Origin of the sequence: Histidinibacterium aquaticum, assembly GCF_008710275.1 — a bacterium.
Classification (GTDB): domain Bacteria; phylum Pseudomonadota; class Alphaproteobacteria; order Rhodobacterales; family Rhodobacteraceae; genus Oceanicola; species Oceanicola aquaticus.
This window is the reverse complement of the sequence record NZ_VYQE01000002.1, coordinates 542,385-565,777: the sequence shown is the minus strand read 5'-3', so window position 1 is coordinate 565,777 and position 23,393 is coordinate 542,385. Positions and strand designations below refer to the sequence as shown.

Sequence of the window (23,393 nt, the reverse complement as noted above, 5' to 3'; positions counted from 1 at the left end):
CCAGAGCGGAGTTGACACCCCGGACCCGGCCTTTAGGGGAAGCGCCCATGTCAGACGCCAGCCAGATCACCGTCGGCGGAGCCCCAGAGGGCTTCGACGCGCGCCTCGTCCTCAACGAGCTCGACAAGTCCGACGGGCCCGTCATTCATGTCGCGCGCGATGACAAGCGCATGGCGGCGATGCAGGCGGCGCTCGCCTTCTGGGCGCCCTCGCTGCCGGTCTTGACCTTTCCCGGCTGGGACTGCCTTCCCTACGACCGGGTCTCGCCCAACGCGGATATCTCCGCCTCGCGCATGGCGACGCTGGCCGCGCTGGTCCACGACATGCCCAAGCGCTTTGTCCTGCTGACCACGGTCAATTCGGCGAGCCAGAAGGTCCCCGCGCGCAACGTGCTGCGGAACTCGGCCTTCCGGGCCGACGTGGGCAGCCGCGTGGACGAGCAGGGGCTCAAGGACTTCCTCGTCCGCATGGGCTTCAGCCAGTCGCCGACCGTCGCCGAGCCCGGGGACTATGCGGTGCGCGGCGGCATCATCGACATATACCCGCCGGGCGAACTCGGGCCGGTGCGGCTCGATCTTTTCGGCGATGTCCTCGATGGCGCCCGCCGGTTCGACCCGGTCACCCAGCGCACGACGGAGAAGCTGAGCACCGTCGAGCTTGCACCGGTCTCCGAGGTCATCCTCGACGACGCCGCGATCACCCGTTTCCGCCAGAACTACCGGCTGGAGTTCGGCGCGGCGGGCACCGACGACCCGCTCTACGAGGCGGTCAGCGCCGGACGGAAACACCAGGGGGCGGAGCACTGGCTGGGCTTCTTCCACGAGACGCTTGAGACGCTCTTCGACTACCTTCCCGGCGCCTCGGTCACGCTGGACGACCAGTCGGCCGCGGCGCGCGACAGCCGCTGGACGCTGATCGACGACGCCTACGAGACGCGCCGGATCGCGATGAACGAGAAGTCGCGGCACGACACTGTGTACAAGCCCGCGCCACCGAAGACGCTCTACCTCGACGAGGCGGCCTGGGCCGAGGCGATCTCCGATCGGCGCGTGCTCCAGTTCTCGCCCCTGCCGCGCGCCTCCGGCCCCGGCATCATCGACGCGGGCGGCCGCGCGGGGCGCGACTTCGTTCCCGAGCGGCAGCAGGAAAGCATCAGCCTTTTCGGGGCCCTGGCCGATCATCTTCGCGCAAAGCTCGAAGAAGGTCCGGTCGTCGTCGCCTCGTATTCCGAAGGGGCGCGCGAACGCCTTTCCGGCCTCATCGAGGACGAGGGTCTGGCCGAGACCATTCCCGTCACGGACTTCACGCGGGTTGGCAAGAGCGGCCTGCATCTGGCTGTCTGGGCCCTGGAATCCGGCTTCGAGGGGCCGCTCGGCGACGGCAAGATCACCGTTATCTCCGAGCAGGACGTGCTGGGCGACCGGCTGATCCGCGCGCCGAAGAAGAAGCGGCGTGCCGAGAACTTCCTGACCGAGCACCAGAGCCTGACCCCGGGCGATCTCGTGGTTCACGTCGACCACGGCGTGGGCCGATACCTCGGTCTGGAGGTCGTGACCGCGGCCGGCGCGGCGCACGAGTGCTTGCTGCTGGAATACGCGGAGGGCTCGAAGCTCTACCTGCCGGTCGAGAACATCGAGCTGCTGTCGAAGTTCGGCCACGAGGAGGGTCTGCTCGACCGGCTGGGCGGCGGCGCCTGGCAGGCCAAGAAGGCCCGCCTCAAGGAACGCATCCGCGAGATGGCCGAGCGGCTGATCCGCGTGGCGGCCGAACGGGCGCTCAGAACCGCGCCGGTTCTGACGCCGCCCGAGGGCATGTGGGACCAGTTCCTCGCGCGCTTCCCATATTCGGAGACCGACGACCAGCTCTCCGCGATCGAGCAGGTGCTCGAGGACATGGAGGCCGGTACCCCGATGGACCGGCTGATCTGCGGCGACGTGGGCTTCGGCAAGACCGAGGTCGCCATGCGCGCGGCCTTCGTCGCGGCCATGTCCGGCGTTCAGGTCGCCCTGATCGCGCCCACCACGCTGCTTGCCCGGCAGCACGCCCAGAGCTTCCAGGAGCGCTTCCGAGGCTTTCCGATCAAGGTCCGCGCGCTCTCGCGCTTCGTCGGCCAGAAGCAGGCGGCGGAGACCAAGGCCGGCATGGCCTCGGGGGACGTCGACATCGTCGTGGGGACCCACGCGCTGCTGGCCAAGGGCGTCCGCTTCCGCAACCTCGGCCTGCTCATCATCGACGAGGAGCAGCGCTTCGGCGTGACGCACAAGGAGCGGCTGAAGCAGCTGCGGACCGACGTCCACGTCCTCACCCTCACCGCGACGCCGATCCCGCGGACGCTGCAGCTCAGCCTGTCGGGCGTGCGGGAGCTTTCAATTATCGGCACGCCGCCGGTCGACCGGCTCGCGATCCGGACCTACGTCAGCGAGTTCGACGCGATCACCGCCCGAGAGGCGCTGCTGCGCGAACGCTACCGCGGCGGGCAGAGCTTCCTCGTGGTGCCGCGGATCTCGGACATGGCCGAGATGGAGGAGTTCCTGAAGGAGCAGGTGCCGGAGGTCAGCTACGTCACCGCCCATGGCTCGATGGCGGCGGGCGAACTCGACGACCGGATGAACGCCTTCTACGACGGCAAGTACGATGTGCTGCTGGCGACGACCATCGTGGAGAGCGGGCTCGACATCCCCACGGCGAACACGATGATCGTCTGGCGTCCCGACATGTTCGGCCTCGCCCAGCTCTACCAGATCCGCGGCCGGGTCGGGCGCTCCAAGACGCGCGCCTACGCCTACATGATGACGAAGCCGCGGGCGAAGCTCACCGAGCAGGCGCAGAAGCGGCTGCGGGTGCTGAGCTCTCTCGACACGCTGGGCGCCGGGTTCACGCTTGCGAGCCAGGACCTCGACATCCGCGGGGCGGGCAACCTGCTGGGCGACGAGCAGTCGGGCCAGATGCGCGAGGTGGGTTACGAACTCTACCAGTCGATGCTTGAGGAGCAGATCGGCAAGATCAAGTCGGGCGAGGCCGAGGGGATCTCGGACGACGGGCAGTGGGCGCCGCAGATCAACCTCGGCGTGCCGGTGCTGATCCCCGAGGACTACGTGCCGGACCTCGACGTGCGGCTGGGGCTCTACCGGCGGCTGTCGGATCTGACGACGAAAGTGGAGCTCGAGGGCTTCGCGGCCGAACTGATCGACCGGTTCGGGGAGTTGCCGAAGGAGGTCAACACGCTGATGCTCGTGGTCCGCATCAAGGCCATGTGCAAGCGTGCCGGGATCAGCCATCTCGACGGCGGGCCGCGCGGCGCGACCATCCGGTTCCACAACGACAAGTTCGCCTCGCCCCAGGGGCTCGTGGACTTCATCGAGCACCAGAAGGGGCTCGCCAAGGTGAAGGACAACAAGATCGTCGTCCGCCGCGACTGGAAGAACGACGCCGACAAGATCCGCGGCGCCTTCGCCATCGCCCGGGACCTGGCGGAGAAGGTGGAAAAGCCGAAGAAGGCGGCCTGACGCCACGGTGACCACGGTTGGTCACGCAGGTAAGTGACTGGCGCTGCAGGGTAATCCTGAAACTCCTGCGCATTGTTAATCATATTGGGCGGCCCCCTCCGGGGCCGCGCTGGATCTGCCCTGTCCCGCCTCCGGCGGGTCAGGTCGGCTTCGGGGCTCCGCCCCGTCCGCGGCTGCGCCGCGGACTCCCCGGGATATTTATCTCCCAGAAGAGAAGGGGGTGGCTGTCGCCCTCGGGTGGGCCTTCCGGGCGGGGCGGCGGTTCAGCAGGAGAAGACCCGCCGCCAGCAGGGCGAAGCCCATGAGGGCGCGGGGCGAGAGATCCTCGCCAAGGACGGCCCAGCCCAGGGTGATCGCCACCGGCGGGATCAGGAGCGTCACCAGCATGGTGTTGCCGCTGCCCGCCATGGCGAGCACCCGGTAGTAGAGCAGGTAGGCCAGGGCGGTGCCGGCACCGGCGAACCAGAGGATCGCGGCCCAGGCTTGCGCCGAGAGCGCGAGACGCGGCGACCCCTCGACGATCCAGGCCGTCGGCAACATCATCAGCGCCGAGGCGGTGACCATCCCGAGGGCGGCGACCGGAGGGGCGAGACCCTTGAACCGGACCCGCGCCCAGACCGAGGCCAGCGCGTAGGAGAGCGTGCCCGCCACCACCGCGAGCTGCGCCAGCGAGGTGAGGTCGAGGCTGCGCAACTCGCCCGGACCGATCGCCGTGGCGACCCCGGCGAAGCCCAGGCCGACGCCGGCCGCGCGGCGCGGGGTCAGACGCTCGTCGGCGAGGACGAGCGCTGCGAGCAATACGCCCCAGACGGCCGTGCCCGCGTTCAGGATCGAGGTGAGGCCCGTGGTGATGTGCTGCTGCCCCCAGGCCATGAGCGTGAAGGGCAGGGCGTTGTTGAGCGCCCCCATGACGGCGAGAGCGGCCCAGGTCCCGCGGTCCCGGGGCAGCGACCAGCCGCGGGCGAACGCCAGGCCCCAGAGCAGCAGCGCCGCGAGGCCGGTCCGCCAGGCCACGACCCAGAGCGGCCCGATCTCGTAGAGCGCCACGCGGATCGAGAGGAACGAGGCGCCCCAGATCAGGGCGAGGAGCAGAAGCTCGGCCCAGGCGCGCGGGGAGAGGGAGGCTTGTGTCATGGGCGCCATCTGGCGCGGCGGGTCCCGCGGCGGCAATCCGGAACTTGCGGCAAGCGGCGGAACATCCCCATCCGGGAGAGCTTTTGCACGGGAGGGACGGGGCCCAGTCTGGAGTTCCGCCAATGCGCGCAGTCACCTACCACGGCACCGGAGACATGCGGGTCGACACCGTGCCCGACCCGACGATCCAGCATCCCCGGGACGCGATCCTGAAGGTCAGCTCGACCGCAATCTGCGGATCGGACCTGCACATCTACGACGGCTTCATGCCGGAGATGAAGACCGGCGACGTGATCGGCCACGAGTTCATGGGCGAGATCGTCGAGACCGGTCCGGAGGTCAAGGGGCTCTCGGTCGGCGACCGGGTGGTCATTCCCTTCAACGTCACCTGCGGGCGCTGCCACTTCTGCGAGCGGCAGCTCTTCTCGATGTGCGACAACTCCAACCCCGACGGCGAGAAGCTCGAGAAGCTCTACGGCCAGGCCGGGGCGGGGCTCTTCGGGTACTCGCATCTCTTCGGCGGCTACGATGGCGGTCAGGCGGAATACGTGCGCGTGCCCTTCGCCGATACCGGTCACCTGAAGGTGCCCTCGCATATCTCCGACGACTCGCTGCTCTTCCTCACCGACATCTTCCCGACCGGCTGGCAGGCGGCGCTCAATGCCGACGTGACCGAGGGCTCGACCGTGGCGGTCTGGGGCGCGGGGCCCGTCGGGCTCTTCGCGATCAAGAGCGCGCTGCTGCTGGGGGCCGAGACGGTCTATGCCATCGATACGGTCCCCGAGCGGCTGCGCCTGGCCGAACAGGCGGGGGCCGTCGCGATCAATTCCTCCGAGCAGAAGCCCTACGAGGCGCTCATGGAGAAGACGAACGAGCGTCTCCCGGAATGCGTGATCGACGCGGTGGGGCTCGAGGCGCACGGCGCGGGCGTGCTCGACACGGTCTACGACAAGGCCAAGACCGTGACCTTCCAGGAGACCGACCGTCCGCATGCCCTGCGCGAGGCGATCCTCTGCACCCGCAAGGCGGGGACGGTATCGCTCGCGGGCGTCTACGCCGGGATGGTGGACAAGTTTCCGATCGGCGCGGCCTTCGGCAAGGCGCTGAGCTTCAAGATGGGGCAGACGCACGTTCTCAAGCACATCCCCGACCTGTTGCGCCGGATCGAGGAGGGTCAGATCGATCCGAGCTTCCTCATCACCCATCGCGGGACGCTCGAGGACGCGCCGGACATGTACAAGACCTTCCGCGACAAGACGGACGACTGCATCAAGTGCGTGATGACCCCCTGAGGGCCGGGCACGAAAAAGGCGGCGCGGGTGGTCAGCCCCGCGCCGCCCCAGGTTCGGACGGGACCGCTCAGAAGGAGTGGCCGAAGGTGATGCCGACGCCGAGGGCGCTGTTGTCCTCGAACTCGGTGCCGTCCGCGGTGGTCGCGTCACCGAGCTGCTGGTACTCGATGCCGACGGTCACTTCGGAGTTGTCCATGGCGTAGGTGCCGCCGATGCCGATGCCCTTGGTGCCATCCGTGGGCGCGAGGCGGCTGGCCTCGTTGCCGTCGGAGGCCTCGTAGGTCGCGCGCACGAAGCCCGAGAAGTTCTCGGTGATCTGGCGGCCGACGCCGACCTGGTAGGTTGTCACGGCGGTGTCGAAGTCGGTGATGTTGTCGTTGAAGACCGCGTCGTAGCCGGTCGGACGGACTTCCCAGACATCCCATTCGGCGTAGCGGACCGAGCCGAAGACGAGGGTGCCGGGAGCGACACCGGTCTGGAAGTCGAGCGTCCAGGTGTCGGGCATCTCGATCTCGGTGGTGGACTCGAAGCCGGGGCCGACCGTCGGCACGCCCGCGAGGTTCTCGACGGTGTCGAACTCGTGGGTGTAGCCCTGCTCGTAGGTCAGCGAGACGCGTAGCGCGATCTCGGGGCGCTGGTAGGCCACGCCGCCGACGAAGCTAGTGGCGCCGTCGTTGTCGGTCTCGGCGGTGTAGGCGAGGGCGCCCGCGGGCGAGAGCGTGGCGATCGCACCGGCCTGGGCGTTACCGGCCTGCGCCGCCGCCTGGAAGCCGCCGCGGATCAGCGCGTCGGGGATCGCGATCTCGGCGGTGGAGGTCACGTAGCGCGCGCCGCCGTAGACCGAGAAGTTGGGGTTCACGTCGTACTTCAGCACGGCGGTCATGCCCTCGCTGTCCCACTCGGCGTTGAGGCCGGTGTAGAGACCCTGCGAGTAGGTCGCGTCGGCGCCGAAGGGGCGGCCGGCAAAGAGGCCGAGGCCGAGACGGTCGTTCAGCTGCATCTTCAGGGCGAAGCTGGGCGTGACGTAGTCGTCGGACATGTCGCCGGTCGAGCCGCCGCCGAAGGCCGCCGGATAGTCGCCGGAGACGTCGGGCTGCACGAGGGTCGCGCCGAGCTGGATGTAGTTGCCGGGCTCGAACAGGACGCCGTAGTCGGTCCGGCCGCGGTCGATCCCGCCGGCCTGCGCGGCGGTGGTGGTGACCAGCAGCGCCGCTGCGGCCGTCAGGTGTTTTTGCATGTATCTCTTCCCTAGATTGGAACGGAGAGGGCCAATCCCTGCCGAACGTTTTGGCAGCGGGGGGTTGTGCGTCAATAAATGACGGGGCGTCACAGATTCGTGACGCTCTCGAGGCCGTCACATTTTGGCATCGCGTCTGGCGAGAACGATGTTCACGTAGTTCGCCGCGAAGATCAGCGCGCCGCCGAGCAGCACCCAGGGGTCGAAGATCTCGGCGTAGAGCGCCATGCCGAGCAGCGTGATCAGCGGCAGCCGCAGGAAGTCGATGGGCATCACGATGCTGGCGGGCGCGAGCGAGAGCGCCGTGGTCAGGCAGAAGTGCGCGGCGAGCCCGGCACAGCCCACGACGATGACGAAGGGCAGGGCCTCGGCGGAGGGCAGGGCGATGTCGCCGTCGATGCCCGCGCAGACCAGTCCGAAGACCGCCTGCATCACCGTGAGCCAGAAGAGGATCGAGGTGATGCTGTCGCTGCGGGTGAGGCGGCGCGTCAGCACCGCTGTCAGGCCGAAGCCCAGCGCCGCGCCGGCGGCGGCGACCAGTCCCGGCGAGAGCGTCTCGGGCGAGGGACGCGCGACAACGAGGATGCCCGCAAAGCCGATTGCCGCGACGATGGCCGCGCGGCGGGTGATCGGCTCGGACAGGATCAGCGGCGCGAGCAGCAGGGCCCAGATTGGCGAAGTGAACTCCAGCGCGAAGACCTGGGCGAGCGGGATCGTCGCGATGGCGTAGAACCAGAGGTTCTGCCCGGTGAAATGCGCCATGTTGCGGATCGTGTGCAGGCCGAGCCGCTCGGTGCTCACCTGCCGCAGGGTTCCCGCCATGGTGCCCACGGCCAGCACGATGACGATGCCGGTCAGGGACCGCCAGGTCATGATCTCGAAGGTGTCGAGTTCGAGGCTCACCGCCCGTCCGGCGAGCGCCATGGAGGTGAAGGAGACGACCGCCCCCAGCATCCAGAGGCTCGCGCGCAGGGTCTCGGCGCCGCTGTCGCGCGGCGGGGCATGTGGGACGGGTTGCATGGGATCCTCGTCAGTCGGGAAATCCTCTGCCGCATCCCGGCAGGCTCCGCAAGCCCGAGGGGCCCCGATCCGGGTCGCCGTGGGGGCGGCCCGGAAGGGCTCGGTCACCGGAGCATGTTCTCCGGCGGCGTGAGCCCGACGCCCTGCATCAGCGACCAGAGGCCTGCGCGGGCGAGGTTGGCCCAGAGCTTGATGGATTCCAGTGCCGCAACCTCTGCGGCGGCGGTGACCGAGGTCGCGACGCCCATGCGGTTCGGATGGCACAGGGCATCTGGAGGCGTGCCGGCCCAGGCCAGGCTCATCGCACCCCGCCAGAGGTGATAGCCGGTGGTCACGAGGATCACGCGATCGGCCTCCTCGACGCGGTCGGCGGAGAAAAGGGCGTTCTCGAGGGTGGAGCGGGAGGCCGGCTCGACGGTCAGGATCTCTTGCGGGAGGCCCTCTTCGATCGCGAGCCGGCCCATCTGGTCCGCGACGGCATGGGCGGGCCCGGCGACGCCGTCGCCGGTCATGTGGATCGCCCGGAGATGGCCCGCGTCGTAGAGAGCGATGGCAGCCTCGATCCGCTCGCGGCTCTCTCCGGAGGGCAGCGGATCGCGCGTGCCGCCGGCGGCGAGCACCACGGCGAGGTCGTAGGGCACCTCCGGTGCGATCGACCGGCAGTCGGGAGAGGTCCAGGCCGAGGCGACGGGCACGACCATGCCCACGAGGAAACAGCCCAGCCCGAGCCAGATCAGCGCACGCAGCAGGCGGGTCGCCCGCACGGGCCTATTCCCACTCGATGGTGCCGGGGGGCTTGGAGGTGATGTCGTAGGTCACCCGGTTGATCCCGCGCACCTCGTTGATGATCCGCGTCGCGGTCTCGCCGAGGAAGTCGTGGGAAAACGGGTAGTAGTCCGCCGTCATTCCGTCGACGCTCGTCACCGCGCGCAGGGCACAGGCGTAGTCGTAGGTGCGCCCGTCGCCCATGACGCCGACCGTGCGGACCGGCAGGATCGCCACGAAGGCCTGCCAGATCTCGTCGTAGAGATTGTGCTTGCGGATCTGGTCGATGAAGACCCAGTCCGCCTTGCGCAGGATATCGAGCTTGTCGCGGGTGATCTCGCCGGGGCAGCGGATGGCGAGGCCGGGCCCGGGGAAGGGGTGACGGCCGATGAAGCTTTGCGGCAGGCCCAACTCCTGGCCCAGCGCGCGCACCTCGTCCTTGAAGAGCTCGCGCAGCGGCTCCACCAGCTTCAGGCCCATCTTCTCGGGCAGGCCGCCCACGTTGTGGTGGCTCTTGATGGTGACGGACGGGCCGCCGGAGAAGCTGACGCTCTCGATCACGTCGGGATAGAGCGTGCCCTGCGCGAGGAAGGCCGCGCCCTCGATCCGGTCGGCGTGCTTCTGGAAGACGTCGATGAAGAGACGGCCGATGGTCTTGCGCTTGGCCTCCGGGTCCGAAACGCCCTCGAGCTCGCCGAGGAAGAGGTCGCTCTCGTCGGCGTGGATGAGCGGGATGTTGTAGTTGTCCCGGAACATCGAGACCACCTCCTCGGCCTCGTTCTGCCGCAGCAGCCCGTGGTCCACGAACACGCAGGTGAGCTGGTCGCCGATGGCCTCGTGGATCAGCACCGCCGCGACGGAGGAATCGACGCCGCCGGAGAGGCCGCAGATCACCTTGGCGTCGCCGACCTGCTCGCGGATCAGGCGGATCGCCTCGTCCTTGTAGGCGGCCATGGTCCAGTCGCCGGCGAAGCCCGCGCGCTTGACGAAGTTCTCGAGCAGGGTGCGGCCGTTCGGGGTGTGGTGCACCTCGGGGTGGAACTGCACCGCGTAGAAGTCGCGCTCGCGGTCGCCCGTGATGGCGAAGGGCGCGCCGGGCGAGGTGCCCAGCACCTCGAAGCCGGGGGCCAGCTCGGCGACATGGTCGCCGTGGCTCATCCAGACCTGCTCGCGCCCGTCGAGGAACCAGCCGGTGAGCAGGTCGGGGTGCTTGTCGCCCTTGCGCTCGACGTAGGCACGGCCGAACTCCGCCGTCCCGTCGCCGCGTTCCACACGGCCGCCGAGCATCTGCATCATGACCTGCTGGCCGTAACAGATGCCGAGCACGGGCACGCCGAGATCGAAGACCTCTTGCGGGGGCCGCGGCGAGCCCTCGTCGATGACCGAGGCCGGCCCGCCGGAGAGGATCACCGCCTTGGGGGCGAGATCCGCCAGCAGCCCGGGCGTGACGTTCTGGAAGGGATGGATCTCGCAGTAGACGTTCAGCTCGCGCAGGCGGCGCGCGATGAGCTGGGTAACCTGGCTGCCGAAATCGACGATGAGGAGGCGGTCGTGCTGGGACATTTCCATGCCCCTGCGGTTAGCTGCGACGCGGCGACAAGGCAAGTCTGGCAAGGGCAACGGGGGCGCATGGCCGGACCCCGGATTCGGCATGGATGCCGGAGTTCTGACAGGCGAGGGAACCCGATGCGCTGCTAGTCGCCGAGAGGCGCCCCGCCACGGGAACTGCGGGGGCGCGGCGCGGTTTGACAGCAGGACCGCGCGATGGGCGCGCGGCACTCTCCGGGACATCTCAGATGAAGACACTTGAAGACCTGTTCAAGCACTTCCTGCGCGACATCTACTATGCCGAGAAGCAGGTTCTGAAGACCATGCCGAAAATGGCCCGCAAGGCCGAGTCTCCCGACCTCAAGGAGGCCTTCGAGCATCACCGCGACGAAACCGAGACCCAGATCGAGAACCTCGAGACGATCTTCGGCCACCTCGGCCTCAAGCCGCGCGGCGTGACCTGCGAGGCGATCCAGGGGATCCTCGACGAGGGCAAGGAGATCATGGAAGAGGCCGAAGAGGGCGACACCCGCGACGCCGGCATGATCGCCGCCGCCCAGGCGGTGGAGCACTACGAGATCACCCGCTACGGCACCATGATCGCCTGGGCCGCGACGCTGGGCCTCGACAAGGAGATCGCGTCGCTGCTCCAGGCGAACCTCGACCAGGAATACGCTGCCGACGGGCTGCTCACGAAGCTGGGGCAGGGTGGCGTCAACCGCGAAGCCGCCTGACCCTGCGTCGGCGCGAAACGGAGGTCCGACGGCACGGCCGCCGGGCCTCCTGCGCCGAAGAGATGTCGTTTTCACACCGCATGCGCCGCAATTCCGCGACACGTCTCCGGCGCGGCCTCGTATCAGGGCCGTGATACGGGCGCATGAGGTGCGAGATGACCGAGGCCACGACAGCAGTTCGGCGGGGACGGGGCGGCGGCGGCGCTGCAAGGCGGGCGGAGCGGTCCGCGGTCCGCATCGAGACGGCGAAGTACATCGAGCGCAACATCCCCAACTTCGAGATCCTGACGCCCGAGGCGCTGGAGGTCATCGAAACCAATGCCGAGACCGTCCTTGAGGAGATCGGCGTCAATTTCGTCGAGAATCCCGGCGCGCTGGAGCGCTGGCGCCAGGCCGGCGCCGACGTCCAGGGCGAGCGGGTGCGCATCCCGCGCGGGCTGGCCCGCAAGCTCTGCGAGACTGCGCCGTCCTCCTTCACCCAGTACGCCCGGAACCCCGAGAAGTCGGTCGAGATCGGCGGGCGCAACCTCGTGCTGGCCCCGGTGTACGGCCCTCCGTTCGTGCGCGACGCGCTCGGCGGGCGGCGCTACGCGACGATCGAGGATTTCCGCAAGTTCGTGAAGCTGGGCTACATGTCCAAGTGGCTGCACCACTCGGGCGGCACGGTCTGCGAGCCCACGGACGTGCCGGTCAACAAGCGCCACCTCGACATGCTGATGGCGCACATGACCCTCAGCGACAAACCGTTCATGGGCGCGGTGACCGAACCCTCCCGGGCGCAGGATGCGGTCGAGATGTGCGAGATCCTCTTCGGCAAGGACTTCGTGGCCGAGAACACGGTCATGACCTCGCTCATCAACATCAACTCGCCGCTGACCTTCGACGCGACGATGATGGGCGCGCTCGAGGTCTATGCCGCCTCGAACCAGGCCTGCATCATCTCGCCCTTCATCGTCGGCGGGGCCATGGCGCCGGTGACGGTCGCTGGCACGCTGACGCAGGTGCTGGCCGAAGTCCTGGCCGGCGTCGCCTACTCGCAGCTGGTCCGGCCCGGCGCTCCGGTGATCGCGGGGGCCTTCGTCACCTCGATCGACATGAACTCCGGCGCGCCCACCTTCGGCACCCCCGAGGCGAGCCAGATCACCTTCGGCATGGGCCAGCTGGTGCGGCGGCTGGGGCTGCCGTATCGCTCGGCCGGGTCGTTCAACGGGTCGAAGCTGCCCGACGCGCAGGCGGCCTACGAGACGGCGAACACCCTTAACACCGGGCTCTATTCCGGGGTGAACTTCATGTTGCACGCCTGCGGCTGGCTCGAGGGCGGGCTCGTCGCCTCCTTCGAGAAGTTCGTCATGGACGCCGACCAGCTCGGCGCGCTGCACCAGATGGCGAAGGGCATCGACATGAGCGAGAACGGTCTCGCCATGGACGCCCTGCGCGAGGTCGGCCCCGGGGGGCACTACCTCGGCTGCGCGCATACGCAAGCGAACTTCAAGACGGCCTTCTGGCGGTCGAGCCTCCTCGACTACAAGCCCTACGAGACCTGGTACGAGAACGGCGCGCCCGACACCCAGAGCCTCGCGAACAGCGCGGTCGACCGGATCCTGTCGCAGTACCAGCAGCCCGCACTCGACCCCGACATCGAGCGCGCGCTGACCGACTACGTGGACGCCAAGAAGGCCTCGATGCCCGACGCCTTCACCTGACGGGCTGCGGGCCGGAGGCGCGGAGCAACCGCGTCTCGGCCATCAGCGCGATCAGCACCTCGACGTGGCGGGCTACGGAGTACTCCGCCGCCCCGGCCCGGCGCCGACCGTCGTGGTCCTCCTCCAGCTCCAGCAACTGCACGACGGCCTCGCCGGTGCGCGGCGCCGTGGCACAGCGCAGGAGCCGGGGAAGCATCCGCTCCCGGGAATAGTCGTCGACGCCGAATCGCGCTGCGCTGACCAGAAGCGGGGGCCGCCGCAGCGCCTCCACGAGACTGAAGAGATCCTGCATCCATCCGCCCTCCCTGGCGCTCGGTACAGCGGGAAGAATACGCAACCTCAGCGGGTGTTGCGTCGCGGAGGACCCCTCCGAACGCAGCGGTCAGACTTGTTTAGTAATTAGAAACTTTAATGCTCCAGCGTTCTGTTGGTTAACGGAAGGCTAATCGGTGGTCCGGGAGGACCCACCGGCGACGGGGCCCTTTGGCGTCCCGATCAGCGGCGAGCGGGGGCGTGGCGCATGACACTCAAGACCGACGACATTTCCAAGGAAACCAATCCGTTGCCCGGTTGGTTACCCGATCCCGTCCGGCACTACGTCGCGCACGTGGAACGCGGCGTGCCGATCCGGGCCCTGGCGCGGCGGGCCGGGCAGCATCCCTCCACGATCCTCCGCCAGATCCGCCGGGTGGAAGCGCGCCGCGACGATCCGCTGGTCGAAGGCTGCCTCGGCCGCCTCGCGGGCCTGCTCCGAATGGTTGTGGACGAGACCGGCGGGACACTCGGGACTGCCGCCGAGGAAGGGCCATTCGGACCCGGGCTTCCCGACCAATGGATCGCGGCGCTGCGACCGCTCTGCGAAGAGGGCGCGACCCTAGTGGTGGGTCGTGACATGGACCGCTGCGTCGTGGTCAGTGGCGGCCCCGAGGGAGACCCGGAGAACCGGGCGCTGGTCGAGCGGCCCGTGGCCGAGACGCTGGCGCTGCGCGAACTCGTCGCGAGCGACGCAGCCGGCGGCCGGATCGCGCGCTACCGGGTGACATCCGCCGGCCGGGTCGAACTGCGCCGCCTCGTCAACGCCTTCACGCGGGCCGGGGGGCTGGAGGAAGCCGCTGCTCCCTTCGTCCCGCAGCCAGACGCTCCCGCGACCCTGGCTCCGGCCGAAAGCCCGCTCGCCGGGCTCGGCCGGAGGCGCGACCGGGACGGCCGGCCCTTCCTGGACCGTGGCAGCATCGCCGCGGGCGAGAGGCTGCGCGAGGACTTCCAACTGGCCGAGATGGGGCCACGGACCCCCGGCGACTGGACGCGCTACCTCACCGGGGGCGAGCTTCCGCCCGACCGGCCGGGGACGGCCTCCGACGCGGCCCGCGCCCGGGTCGCCGCCGCGCTGGCGGCCCTCGGTCCCGGGCTGGGCGACGTGGCTTTGCGCTGCTGCTGTTACCTCGAGGGGCTGGAGGACGCCGAACGCCGCATGGGCTGGTCGGCGCGCTCCGGCAAGGTCGTGCTGCGCATCGCCCTCCAGCGCCTGCGGCAACACTATTCCGAAACACCCGGCGCAGCGCATTGCGGCTAGCTCACCCCGCCACCAGCGCGCCGACGCCATAGGCCACCGCCGCGCAGAGCCCGCCCAGCGCCAGCGTCTCCACCAGGGCCGCGACGACCCGCTCCCCAGTGGCGGTGGCGCGCAACAGCCCGAGCGCGCCGAGCGCGAGAGCGGTCGCCGCGACGGAGACGCCGAAGGTCGCGGGCGCGAGCGGCGGCATGAGGACGTAGGGCAGGAGGGGTAGCAGACCGAAGAAGACGAAGGCCAGGAAGGTCGAGAGCCCGCCGACCAGCACGTTGCCGCCCGGGGCGTCGGGCATCTTCAGCCGGTAGGTCATCATCAGGTCTGCGACGAGATCGGGCGCCGCCATCATCTCCTCGGCGACCCGCCCGCTCCGGTCCGGCGGCATCCCGCGATCCCGGAGGATGGTTTCGAGCTCGGTCCGCTCGGCCTCGGGTCTCTCGGTCAGCGCGGCATGGCGGCGGCGGCGCTCGGCGGCGTGGAGCTTGGCCTGCGAGCGGGAAGACAGCACTTCGCCAAGCCCCATCGAAACGCCGTCCGCCATGAGGTTGGACAGACCGAAGACGAGAACCGCGATCGTGCCGATCTGGGCTGTCCCCTGCGCCTCGGCCCCGGCGAAGCCCGCGACGATGGCGAAGGTGGTGACGATGCCGTCATTGCCGCCGTAGACGATCTGCCTGAGAAACTGCCGCGCCCCGGCCAGCCGCCCGCCAACGCTCTCGGCTCTTTCCACAGTCTCCATCTGCGCCTCCCGATCAGCTCGCGCCGGACACTAGTCCGGGCAGGCGGGGGGAGACCACACGGGAAAGCCCCCCGTCCCCGGGCGGGACGGGGGACCGGTACACAACCCGAGTCACTCGTTACTCGGCTGCGGTGACCGGCGTGTTGTCGGTCACGGGGATCGCGGGCTGGCTTTCGGCCGCTTCGCGCACGCCCTTCGCGTAGTCGGGGTGCACGCGCCCCAGGACGGCGTACCAGCGTTCCTTGACGCTTTCGGAACAGGGCGCCATGGCGCCCGCCATGTTCTGGTGAAGCCGCTGCCGCTCCTCGTCCGAGAGGACCTCGGCATAGAGCTTGCGGGGCTGCACGAAATCCGCCTCGGAGGTCTCCTGCGGATAGCGGTAGGCCTCCGGGTCGATCCGGAGCGGCGGCTCCTGGGTCGAGGGATCGGCCACGGGCCCGTCCTCGTACTGGTTCGGCTCGTAGTAGGCGTTGGGATTGCCCACGTCGTTCCGGAAGAACCGCATGGCGCCGTCCTTGTGGTAGTGCAGCGCCTGGCTGTTGTGGGGGACGTTGGGCGGCAGAGCCTCGTAGTGGGTGCCGAGCCGGTAGCGGTGCGCATCGGCATAGGACCAGACCCGGGCCTGCAGCATCCGGTCGGGCGAAAAGCCGATGCCGGGCACCACGTTCGACGGTGCGAAGGCCACGTTCTCGACCATCTGGAAGTAGTTGTCGACGTTGCGGTCGATCTCCAGCTCGCCCACCTCGATCAGCGGAAACTCGGAATGCGACCAGACCTTCGTCAGGTCGAAGGGATTGAAGTCCTGCCTCTCCGCGTCCTCCTCGCTCATCACCTGGATGAAAAAGGTCCATTTGGCCGAGCCGCCGTTCTCCAGCGTGTTGAAGAGATGCTCCTGGTAGCTTTCGCGGGTGGAGCCGATGATCTCTTCGGCCTTTTCGTTGGTCAGCGTCTCGTGGCCCTGATGGGTGCGGAAGTGGAACTTGACCCAGAACCGCTCGCCGTCGTCGTTCCAGAACGAGAAGGTGTGCGAGCCGTAGCCGTTCATGTGGAAGGGCGATTTCGGGATGCCGCGGTCGGACATCAGGATCGTCACCTGATGGACCGACTCGGGCTGGCCCGCCCAGAAGTCGAACATGGCCTCGGGAGAGCGCATGTTGGTCTTTGGATGGCGCTTCTGCGTGCGGATGAAGTCGGGGAACTTGTAGGCGTCGCGGACGAAGAAGACCGGGGTGTTGTTGCCCACCATGTCCCAGTTGCCGTCCTCGGTGTAGAACTTGAGGCTGAAGCCCCGCACGTCGCGCTCGGCATCCGCCGCGCCCTGTTCGCCGGCCACGGTGGACCAGCGGGCGAGCACGGGGGTCTGCTTGCCGATCTCGGAGAAGATCCGGGCCCGGGTGTATTTCGTGATGTCGTGCGTGACGGTGAAGGTCCCCTGCGCGCCCCAGCCCTTGGCATGGACGACGCGCTCGGGGATGCGCTCGCGGTTCTGGTGCGCGAGCTTCTCGATGAGCTGGTAATCTTCCAGAAGGACCGGGCCGCGCGGGCCGGCCGTCTTCGAGGTCTCGTTGGAGACCCAGGGGGCTCCGGCGGTCGTGGTGAGGCGGGGTCTGTCGGCCATGGGAACCTCCTGTCGGCGTGCAGTCGAGGCCATAGCGACCGGCGGGGCGATTGGTTCCGGAGCGGATTTCCTGATAGGTACGATAAGTTTGGCTGATGTCGGGCGGCTCGTTCGGCGGTCCCGTTGCGCCGGATGCAACCCCGCCATCACGGGACCGCGCGGGGCTTGGACAAATGACGCCGGTCCGACTAGGTATTCCGCAAGCAGGAGGAACGCCCATGGCACCGCGCGACCTGAAGATTCCCGGCCAGCGCCATCCGGAGAAGGCGCACCGCGCCGACAACGCCCAGCCCAAGAAGCCGGACTGGATCCGGGTGAAGGCGCCGACCTCGGAGGGCTACCGCCAGACCCGGGACATCATCCGAGAGCACAAGCTGACCACGGTCTGCGAGGAGGCGGGCTGCCCCAATGCCGGCGAATGCTGGGCGCAGGGCCACGCCACCATGATGATCATGGGCGAGATCTGCACCCGCGGCTGCACCTTCTGCAACGTGGCCACGGGACGGCCCGACGACCTGGACGTTTTCGAGCCGGGACGGGTGGCCGATGCCGTCGCCAAGCTCGGGCTGAACCACGTCGTGATCACCTCGGTCGACCGCGACGACGTCGAGGATGGCGGGGCGGAGCATTTCGCCCAGACCATCCGCGCCATCCGCCACCGCGCCCCCGGCACGACGATCGAGATCCTCACCCCGGATTTCCTGCGCTGCGGCCCCGAGGCGCTCGAGGTCGTGGTCGCGGCCAAGCCGGACGTCTTCAACCACAACCTCGAGACCGTGCCCGGCCTCTACCAGGAAGTGCGGCCCGGCGCGCGCTACTTCCACTCCCTGCGCCTGCTGCAGCGTGTGAAGGAGCTCGATCCCTCCATGTTCACCAAGTCGGGCCTTATGGTGGGCCTGGGCGAGGAGCGGCCGCAGGTCCTCCAGGTGATGGACGACATGCGCTCGGCGGGCGTCGATTTCCTCACCATCGGCCAGTACCTCCAGCCCACGCCCAAGCACCACCGGGTGGACCGCTTCATCACGCCGGAGGAGTTCGCCTCCTACGAGAAGACGGCCTACGGCAAGGGGTTCCTCATGGTCTCGGCCACGCCGCTCACGCGGTCGAGCTACCACGCGGGCGACGACTTCGTCCGGCTGCGCGAGAACCGCGAACGCGCCCTCGCCGCGACCGCCTGACCGCGAGGACGCGGCGTGGCCTGCGGCCACCCATGATGAGCCCGGACCCGCTGCGCGGGACCGGACCTGTGCGGGGGCTCTGCCCCCGTCGGCCCCGGGGGGCCGACTCCCCCGGGATATTTTCCCCCAGAAGATGCAGGCGCGTGCCGATTGACCGGGACATGGGGGTCTGGCACGAGAGGGCGTCCGGGGTCACACGGAAGAACCTATGAAGGTCATCATCTGCGGCGCGGGGCAGGTCGGCTGGCAGATCGCCCGGCACCTCTCCGGTGAGCGCAACGACGTCACCGTCGTCGACAACAATCCCGACCTGGTGCGCCGGGCGACGGATACGCTCGACGTGCAGGGCATCGCGGGCTTCGCCTCCTATCCCGACATCCTCGACCGGGCGGGCGCGCGGGACGCCGACATGATCATCGCCGCGACGCACAGCGACGAGGTGAACATGGTCACCTGCCAGGTCGCGCACTCGGTCTTCGCGATCCAGCGCAAGATCGCGCGGCTCCGGGGGCAGAGCTACCTCGACGCGATCTATTCCGATCTCTACCGCCGCGATCACATGCCGATCGACGTGGTGATCAGCCCCGAGCGCGAGGTGGCCGAAGCGGCGCTGCGCCGGCTCGCCGCGCCTGCGGCCTTCGACACCGAGCAGTTCCTGCGCGGGCAGGGCACGCTGCTGGGCATCAAGATCGACGAGGACTGCCCGGTGGTGAACACGCCGCTGCGGCAGCTCACCGACCTCTTCTCGACGCTGAAGACCATCGTGGTGGGCCTGCGGCGCGACGGCCAGCTCTTCGCCCCCGATCCGGGCGACCAGATCTTCGCCGGCGACAGCGCCTATCTCTTCACCGAATCGAACGACGTGACCCGCACGCTGGAGATCTTCGGCAAGACCCAGTCAAAGCAGGAGCGGGTCGTCGTCATCGGCGGCGGCAACGTCGGGCTCGCGGTCGCCAAGGCGCTGGAGGGACGCGCGGACCGGGTGCGCGTCAAGGTGATCGAGAAGAACCGGGCCAGCGCCGAGCGCGCGGCGGATGCCCTCGACCGGACGATCGTCCTGAACGGCGACGGCCTCGACGCCGCGCTGCTGACCGAGGCCGGGATCTCTCGCGCCGACGCCGTGCTCGTGGTCACCGACGACGACAAGACCAACCTGCTCGCCGCCGTCCGCGCCAAGGGCATGGGCTGCCCAATGGCGATCTGTCTCAGCAACGATCCCTCTCTCGTGCCGCTGATGGAGCCGCTCGACATCGACGCCTACATCAACCCGCGCGCCACGACCGTGAGCTCGATCCTGCGCCACATCCGGCACGGCCGGGTCCGCGGGGTCTATTCCATCGGCGACGCCGAGGCGGAGATGATCGAGGCGCAGGTTCTCTCGACCTCGCCCATCGCGGGCCAGCGGATCCGGGACATCGAGTTCCCTGAAGGCGTGCTGGTCGGCGGTCTGCTGAAGGCCGGCCGCTACGTGAAGCCCACCGGGGAGACCCGCGTCGAGGAGGGCGATCTCGTAGCCATCTTCGCCATGTCCGACGACGTGCCTGAGGTGGAGCGGCTCCTGCAGGTCTCCATCGACTTCTTCTGATGCGGGGTCCCCGCAGAGACCGCCGCACCCCGCGCCAGCCGCTTTTCGTGGTGCTGCTGGCGCTGGCCGCCGGGGCGATGCTGGTGCCCGCGCTCCACGCCACGGCGCTGGACGACGGGGTCACGGCGCGCGCCTTCTTCTCCGGCGCGATGGTCCTCGGGCTCGGCACCGCGATCCTGGGGCTCGCCCTGAGGGGCCGTTTGCCCGACGAGAGCGCCTTCGCCCAGCTCGCGGCCCTGCTGGCCGCCTACACGGTCCTGCCGCTGGTGCTGGCCGTGCCCTTCCAGTCGGCCGCCGGGGGCGGGCTCGGGGCAGCCTGGTTCGAGATGGTCTCGGCCTTCACCACCACGGGCGCCACCCTCTGGGACCGCCCGGAGACGCTCGCGCCCTCGCTCCACCTCTGGCGGGCGCTCGTCGGCTGGTTCGGCGGGCTGCTGATCTGGGTCGCCGCCATGGCGATCCTGGCGCCCCTCTCCCTGGGGGGCTTCGAGGTCCGGGCGAGCCTGGGGCGGGGCGATCTCTCCACCCGCTTCAGCCAGGTGACCCGCACCGCGGGGCCCTACGAGCGGCTCGACCGGTACTTCTCGCAGCTGGTGCCGATCTACGTAGGACTGACGCTGGCGCTCTGGATCCTGCTGATCGCCGCAAGGGTCGATCCCTTCACCGCGATCTGCCACGCGATGTCGGTGATGGCGACCTCCGGCATCACGCCGGGCTACGGCACCCAGGCCGGCGGCGGCACGATCCTGGCCGAGGTGGTGATCCTCGCCTTCCTGCTGCTGGCGCTCACCCGGCGGAGCTACGCGCGCTCGCTGCCGGGAGAGACCGAGCGGCAGGGGCTCATGGGCGATCCGGAGTTCCAGCTGGGCCTGGGCGTGATCGGCCTCGGCGCCGCCGCGCTTTTCGCCCGGCACTGGCTCTTCAGCTCCGAGGGCACCAATGCGCTGACCGCGATCCGGGCGCTCTGGGGCGATCTCTTCACCGTGGCCTCCTTCCTGACGACGCTGGGCTTCGAGAGCCGCTACTGGGACAGCGCGACCGCCTGGTCGGGTCTGGAGACGCCGGGCCTCGTCCTGCTGGGCCTCGCCATCTTCGGCGGCGGCATCGGCACCACCGCCGGCGGGGTGAAGCTCCTGCGGGTCTACGCGCTCTACAAGCACGGGCTGCGCGAGATCGAGCGGCTGATCCATCCCTCATCGGTCGGCGGTGCTGGCGCGGAGGCACGCCGCATCCGCCGGGCCGGGGCGCTCGTCGCCTGGATCTTCTTCATGCTCTTCGCCATGTCGCTCGCCGCGATCATGCTGGCGCTCTCCTGGGTCGGCGTGCCCTTCGAGGACGCCCTGGTGCTGGCGGTCGCGGCGCTGGCCAACTGCGGCCCGCTCGCCGTCGTGGCGGCGGAGGTGCCGATCTCCTACGCCACACTGGGCCAGTCGGGACACGCGATCCTCGGCGTGGCGATGGTCGTGGGCCGGGTAGAGCTCCTGGCGATCATCGCGCTGCTCAACCCCGACTTCTGGCGGGGCTAAACGCCCGGATCTGCGGATCGGGGGTGGAATCTCCGCGTGGCGCCCTTCATAGTAGCTGCGCGAGGGAGGGGGCCCGTGCGGCCCGCCGCTAGAACAACGACGCAAGAACAAAGGGCTAGGCCAATGGCGGCTGACAAGCAGAACCTTCAGGACGCCTTTCTGAACCATGTCCGCAAGACCAAGGTTCCGGTGACGATTTTCCTCATCAACGGTGTGAAGCTGCAGGGCGTGATTACCTGGTTCGACAGCTTCTGCGTGCTGCTTCGCCGGGACGGCCAGTCCCAGCTGGTCTACAAGAGCGCCATCTCCACGATCATGCCGTCGCAGCCGGTGAACCTCTACGACGGCGACGATTGACCCCGGTCGACCGCCCCGAAGACGGTGACCTGCGCGAGCGCCCGACACGTGCCTGGGTGCTCCACCCCGAGATCCGTTCCGACCCCGACCGCCGCCCGCCGGGTCCCGCGCTGGAAGAGGCCCAGGCCCTTGCCGTGGCGCTCCCGGGGCTCGAGGTCGTGGGCGGAGAGGTCGTGCCGCTGCCCAAGGTCCATCCCGGCCAGCTCTTCGGCACCGGCAAGACCGACGAGCTGAAGGCCCGTCTCTCCGAGAAGGAAATCGAGCTGGTGCTCGTCGACGGGCCCGTCAGCCCCGTGCAGCAGCGCAACCTCGAGAAGCAGTGGGGCGTGAAGCTGCTCGACCGCACCGGGCTCATCCTGGAAATCTTCTCCGACCGCGCCGCCACCCGCGAGGGCGTGCTGCAGGTCGAGATGGCCGCGCTCAGCTACCAGCGCACCCGGCTCGTGCGCGCCTGGACCCACCTGGAGCGCCAGCGCGGCGGTCTCGGCTTCGTCGGCGGCCCCGGCGAGACCCAGATCGAGGCCGACCGCCGTGCCATCGACGAGCAGCTCACCCGGCTGCGGCGCCAGCTCGACAAGGTGGTCAAGACGCGCACCCTGCACCGCGCCTCGCGCGCCAAGGTGCCGTTCCCGATCGTGGCCCTCGTGGGCTACACCAACGCGGGCAAGTCCACGCTTTTCAACCGGCTGACAGGGGCCGAGGTCATGGCCGAGGACATGCTCTTCGCCACCCTCGATCCGACCATGCGCAAGGTCGCGCTGCCTTCGGGCGAGGAGGTGATCCTCTCGGACACGGTCGGCTTCATCTCCGACCTGCCGACACAGCTCGTCGCCGCCTTCCGCGCCACCCTGGAAGAGGTGCTGGACGCCGACCTGATCCTTCACGTCCGCGACATCAGCCATCCCCAGACCGCGGCCCAGGCCGAGGACGTGGCGGGCATCCTCGCCGGCCTAGGCATCCACGAGGAAACGCCGCTCTTCGAGGTCTGGAACAAGCTCGACCTGCTGGGTCCGGAAGAGGCCGCGGACCTGCGGCTCGCCGCCGGACGGCGCGACGATGTCTTCACCCTCTCGGCGCTGACCGGCGAGGGCCTGCCCGCGCTGCTGGAGGCCGTGGCGGGGGCGGTCACCGAGCCGCGCGAGGAGGTCACCCTCGATCTCGGCTGGGCCGAGGGCCGCAAGCGCGCCTGGCTCCACGAGCGCGGCGTGGTCCTCGACGAATCCGAGACCGAGTCCGGCCCGCGGCTGCGGGTCTCCTGGACCGCGCGGCAAAAGGCCCGGTTCGACAGGTTGGAGTGAACCTCGGGCGCCTCCCGTGCGTATTGCCCGGGAAAGGAGCCTTCATGTCCCTCATCGTGCTCTTCATCGCCACCGCGGCGATCTTCCTGGTCGTCGACGCGATCATGCTCTCGACGGTGATGCGCCCGCTCTTCGAGCGCCATATCGGCGACTGGCTGACGGAGGGGTTCCGCCTGGCCCCGGCGGCCGCGTTCTACCTCTTCTACGTCGGCGTCCTGCTCTACTTCGTGAGCTGGCCCGCGCTGCGCGACGGCAGCAGCTACGCCTCGGTGATCCTGCCCGCCGCGCTCTTCGGGGCCGCGGCCTACGGGACCTACGAGTTCTCGAACTACGCCACGCTCTCGCGCTGGCATCCCAGCATGGTCGCCGTGGATTGGGTCTGGGGCACCGTGCTCACCACAGGTTCCGCCCTCGGCGGCCTCTGGATCGCCCGCCTGCTGACCTGACCCCCTCCTTCATCTAGCCAATAATACCCTCGGGGGAGTCCGCGGCCTCGCCGCGGACGGGGGCAGCGCCCCCGCAGGGCCCGGAGCCGCCAAAGGCGGGTCCGGGCGGATCGTGGGCGGCCGCCAGGCCGCGCCGCCGG

The 23,393-nt window shown here is 69.2% G+C and carries 19 protein-coding genes; 11 read left to right on the top strand and 8 right to left on the bottom strand.

The features are described from left to right. Window positions 1–47 precede the first annotated feature (47 nt). Window positions 48–3,506 carry a transcription-repair coupling factor gene (gene mfd, locus F3S47_RS08185; RefSeq protein ID WP_150444755.1) on the top strand — a complete coding sequence of 1,153 codons (3,459 nt, stop codon included), beginning with the start codon at window positions 48–50 and terminating at the stop codon, window positions 3,504–3,506. Between the two features lie 198 nt (window positions 3,507–3,704). Here the strand turns inward: mfd and F3S47_RS08180 are convergent, their stop codons facing one another. After that, window positions 3,705–4,649, bottom strand: a complete 945-nt coding sequence (locus tag F3S47_RS08180) for a DMT family transporter (protein ID WP_150444754.1) — start codon at window positions 4,647–4,649, stop codon at window positions 3,705–3,707. A 113-nt stretch (window positions 4,650–4,762) separates the two neighbouring features. Between F3S47_RS08180 and F3S47_RS08175 the strand changes: the two genes are divergently transcribed. Continuing rightward, window positions 4,763–5,932, top strand: a complete 1,170-nt coding sequence (locus tag F3S47_RS08175) for a zinc-dependent alcohol dehydrogenase (RefSeq protein ID WP_150444753.1) — start codon at window positions 4,763–4,765, stop codon at window positions 5,930–5,932. A 67-nt stretch (window positions 5,933–5,999) separates the two neighbouring features. Here the strand turns inward: F3S47_RS08175 and F3S47_RS08170 are convergent, their stop codons facing one another. The 4 genes from F3S47_RS08170 to guaA all read right to left on the bottom strand — a co-directional run bounded on the left by F3S47_RS08170 (window position 6,000) and on the right by guaA (window position 10,523). Beyond that, entirely contained in the window at window positions 6,000–7,169 is a 1,170-nt protein-coding gene (locus tag F3S47_RS08170) for an outer membrane protein transport protein (protein WP_150444752.1), read from the bottom strand. Between the two features lie 117 nt (window positions 7,170–7,286). After that, window positions 7,287–8,189: a DMT family transporter gene (locus tag F3S47_RS08165; protein WP_150444751.1), complete on the bottom strand. Its 903-nt coding sequence runs from the start codon at window positions 8,187–8,189 to the stop codon at window positions 7,287–7,289. A 104-nt stretch (window positions 8,190–8,293) separates the two neighbouring features. Next, window positions 8,294–8,953 (bottom strand): YdcF family protein, encoded by a 660-nt coding sequence (locus F3S47_RS08160; RefSeq protein WP_150444750.1) that lies wholly within the window; start codon window positions 8,951–8,953, stop codon window positions 8,294–8,296. A gap of 4 nt (window positions 8,954–8,957) precedes the next feature. Beyond that, complete coding sequence (gene guaA, locus F3S47_RS08155; protein WP_150444749.1) at window positions 8,958–10,523, bottom strand: glutamine-hydrolyzing GMP synthase; 1,566 nt, start codon at window positions 10,521–10,523, stop codon at window positions 8,958–8,960. 227 nt (window positions 10,524–10,750) lie between these two features. Between guaA and F3S47_RS08150 the strand changes: the two genes are divergently transcribed. Further along, on the top strand, window positions 10,751–11,236 hold the full coding sequence (locus tag F3S47_RS08150; RefSeq protein WP_150444748.1) for a YciE/YciF ferroxidase family protein: 486 nt from the start codon (window positions 10,751–10,753) through the stop codon (window positions 11,234–11,236). 155 nt (window positions 11,237–11,391) lie between these two features. Continuing rightward, window positions 11,392–12,939 carry a trimethylamine methyltransferase family protein gene (locus F3S47_RS08145; protein WP_150444747.1) on the top strand — a complete coding sequence of 516 codons (1,548 nt, stop codon included), beginning with the start codon at window positions 11,392–11,394 and terminating at the stop codon, window positions 12,937–12,939. On the opposite strand, the gene F3S47_RS08140 is transcribed toward F3S47_RS08145, so the two are convergent. Then, complete coding sequence (locus F3S47_RS08140) at window positions 12,932–13,231, bottom strand: DUF6477 family protein (RefSeq protein ID WP_150444746.1); 300 nt, start codon at window positions 13,229–13,231, stop codon at window positions 12,932–12,934. The genes F3S47_RS08145 and F3S47_RS08140 overlap by 8 nt on opposite strands. A gap of 228 nt (window positions 13,232–13,459) precedes the next feature. On the opposite strand from F3S47_RS08140, the gene F3S47_RS08135 reads away from it, so the two are divergent. Beyond that, entirely contained in the window at window positions 13,460–14,512 is a 1,053-nt protein-coding gene (locus F3S47_RS08135; RefSeq protein ID WP_150444745.1) for a DUF6456 domain-containing protein, read from the top strand. A gap of 1 nt (window position 14,513) precedes the next feature. Here the strand turns inward: F3S47_RS08135 and F3S47_RS08130 are convergent, their stop codons facing one another. After that, window positions 14,514–15,245 (bottom strand): VIT1/CCC1 transporter family protein, encoded by a 732-nt coding sequence (locus F3S47_RS08130; RefSeq protein WP_150444744.1) that lies wholly within the window; start codon window positions 15,243–15,245, stop codon window positions 14,514–14,516. A 118-nt stretch (window positions 15,246–15,363) separates the two neighbouring features. After that, entirely contained in the window at window positions 15,364–16,863 is a 1,500-nt protein-coding gene (locus tag F3S47_RS08125; RefSeq protein WP_150444743.1) for a catalase, read from the bottom strand. A gap of 218 nt (window positions 16,864–17,081) precedes the next feature. On the opposite strand from F3S47_RS08125, the gene lipA reads away from it, so the two are divergent. From lipA to F3S47_RS08095, 6 genes are all read left to right on the top strand, one after another. After that, the gene (gene lipA, locus F3S47_RS08120; RefSeq protein WP_150444742.1) at window positions 17,082–18,041 is read left to right on the top strand and encodes a lipoyl synthase; all 960 of its coding nucleotides are present in this window, start codon (window positions 17,082–17,084) and stop codon (window positions 18,039–18,041) included. 208 nt (window positions 18,042–18,249) lie between these two features. Then, window positions 18,250–19,626, top strand: coding sequence for a Trk system potassium transporter TrkA (gene trkA, locus F3S47_RS08115; protein ID WP_150444741.1), 1,377 nt, complete (start codon window positions 18,250–18,252; stop codon window positions 19,624–19,626). Continuing rightward, window positions 19,626–21,152 carry a TrkH family potassium uptake protein gene (locus tag F3S47_RS08110; RefSeq protein WP_150444740.1) on the top strand — a complete coding sequence of 509 codons (1,527 nt, stop codon included), beginning with the start codon at window positions 19,626–19,628 and terminating at the stop codon, window positions 21,150–21,152. The genes trkA and F3S47_RS08110 overlap by 1 nt, the downstream gene beginning before the upstream one ends. Window positions 21,153–21,275: 123 nt before the next feature. Further along, window positions 21,276–21,509, top strand: coding sequence for an RNA chaperone Hfq (hfq, locus tag F3S47_RS08105; protein ID WP_150444739.1), 234 nt, complete (start codon window positions 21,276–21,278; stop codon window positions 21,507–21,509). Continuing rightward, window positions 21,506–22,807 (top strand): GTPase HflX, encoded by a 1,302-nt coding sequence (hflX, locus tag F3S47_RS08100; RefSeq protein WP_223877758.1) that lies wholly within the window; start codon window positions 21,506–21,508, stop codon window positions 22,805–22,807. Before hfq ends, hflX begins: the two co-directional genes overlap by 4 nt. 44 nt (window positions 22,808–22,851) lie before the next feature. Continuing rightward, entirely contained in the window at window positions 22,852–23,253 is a 402-nt protein-coding gene (locus F3S47_RS08095) for a DUF2177 family protein (protein ID WP_150444738.1), read from the top strand. Window positions 23,254–23,393: the final 140 nt, after the last annotated feature.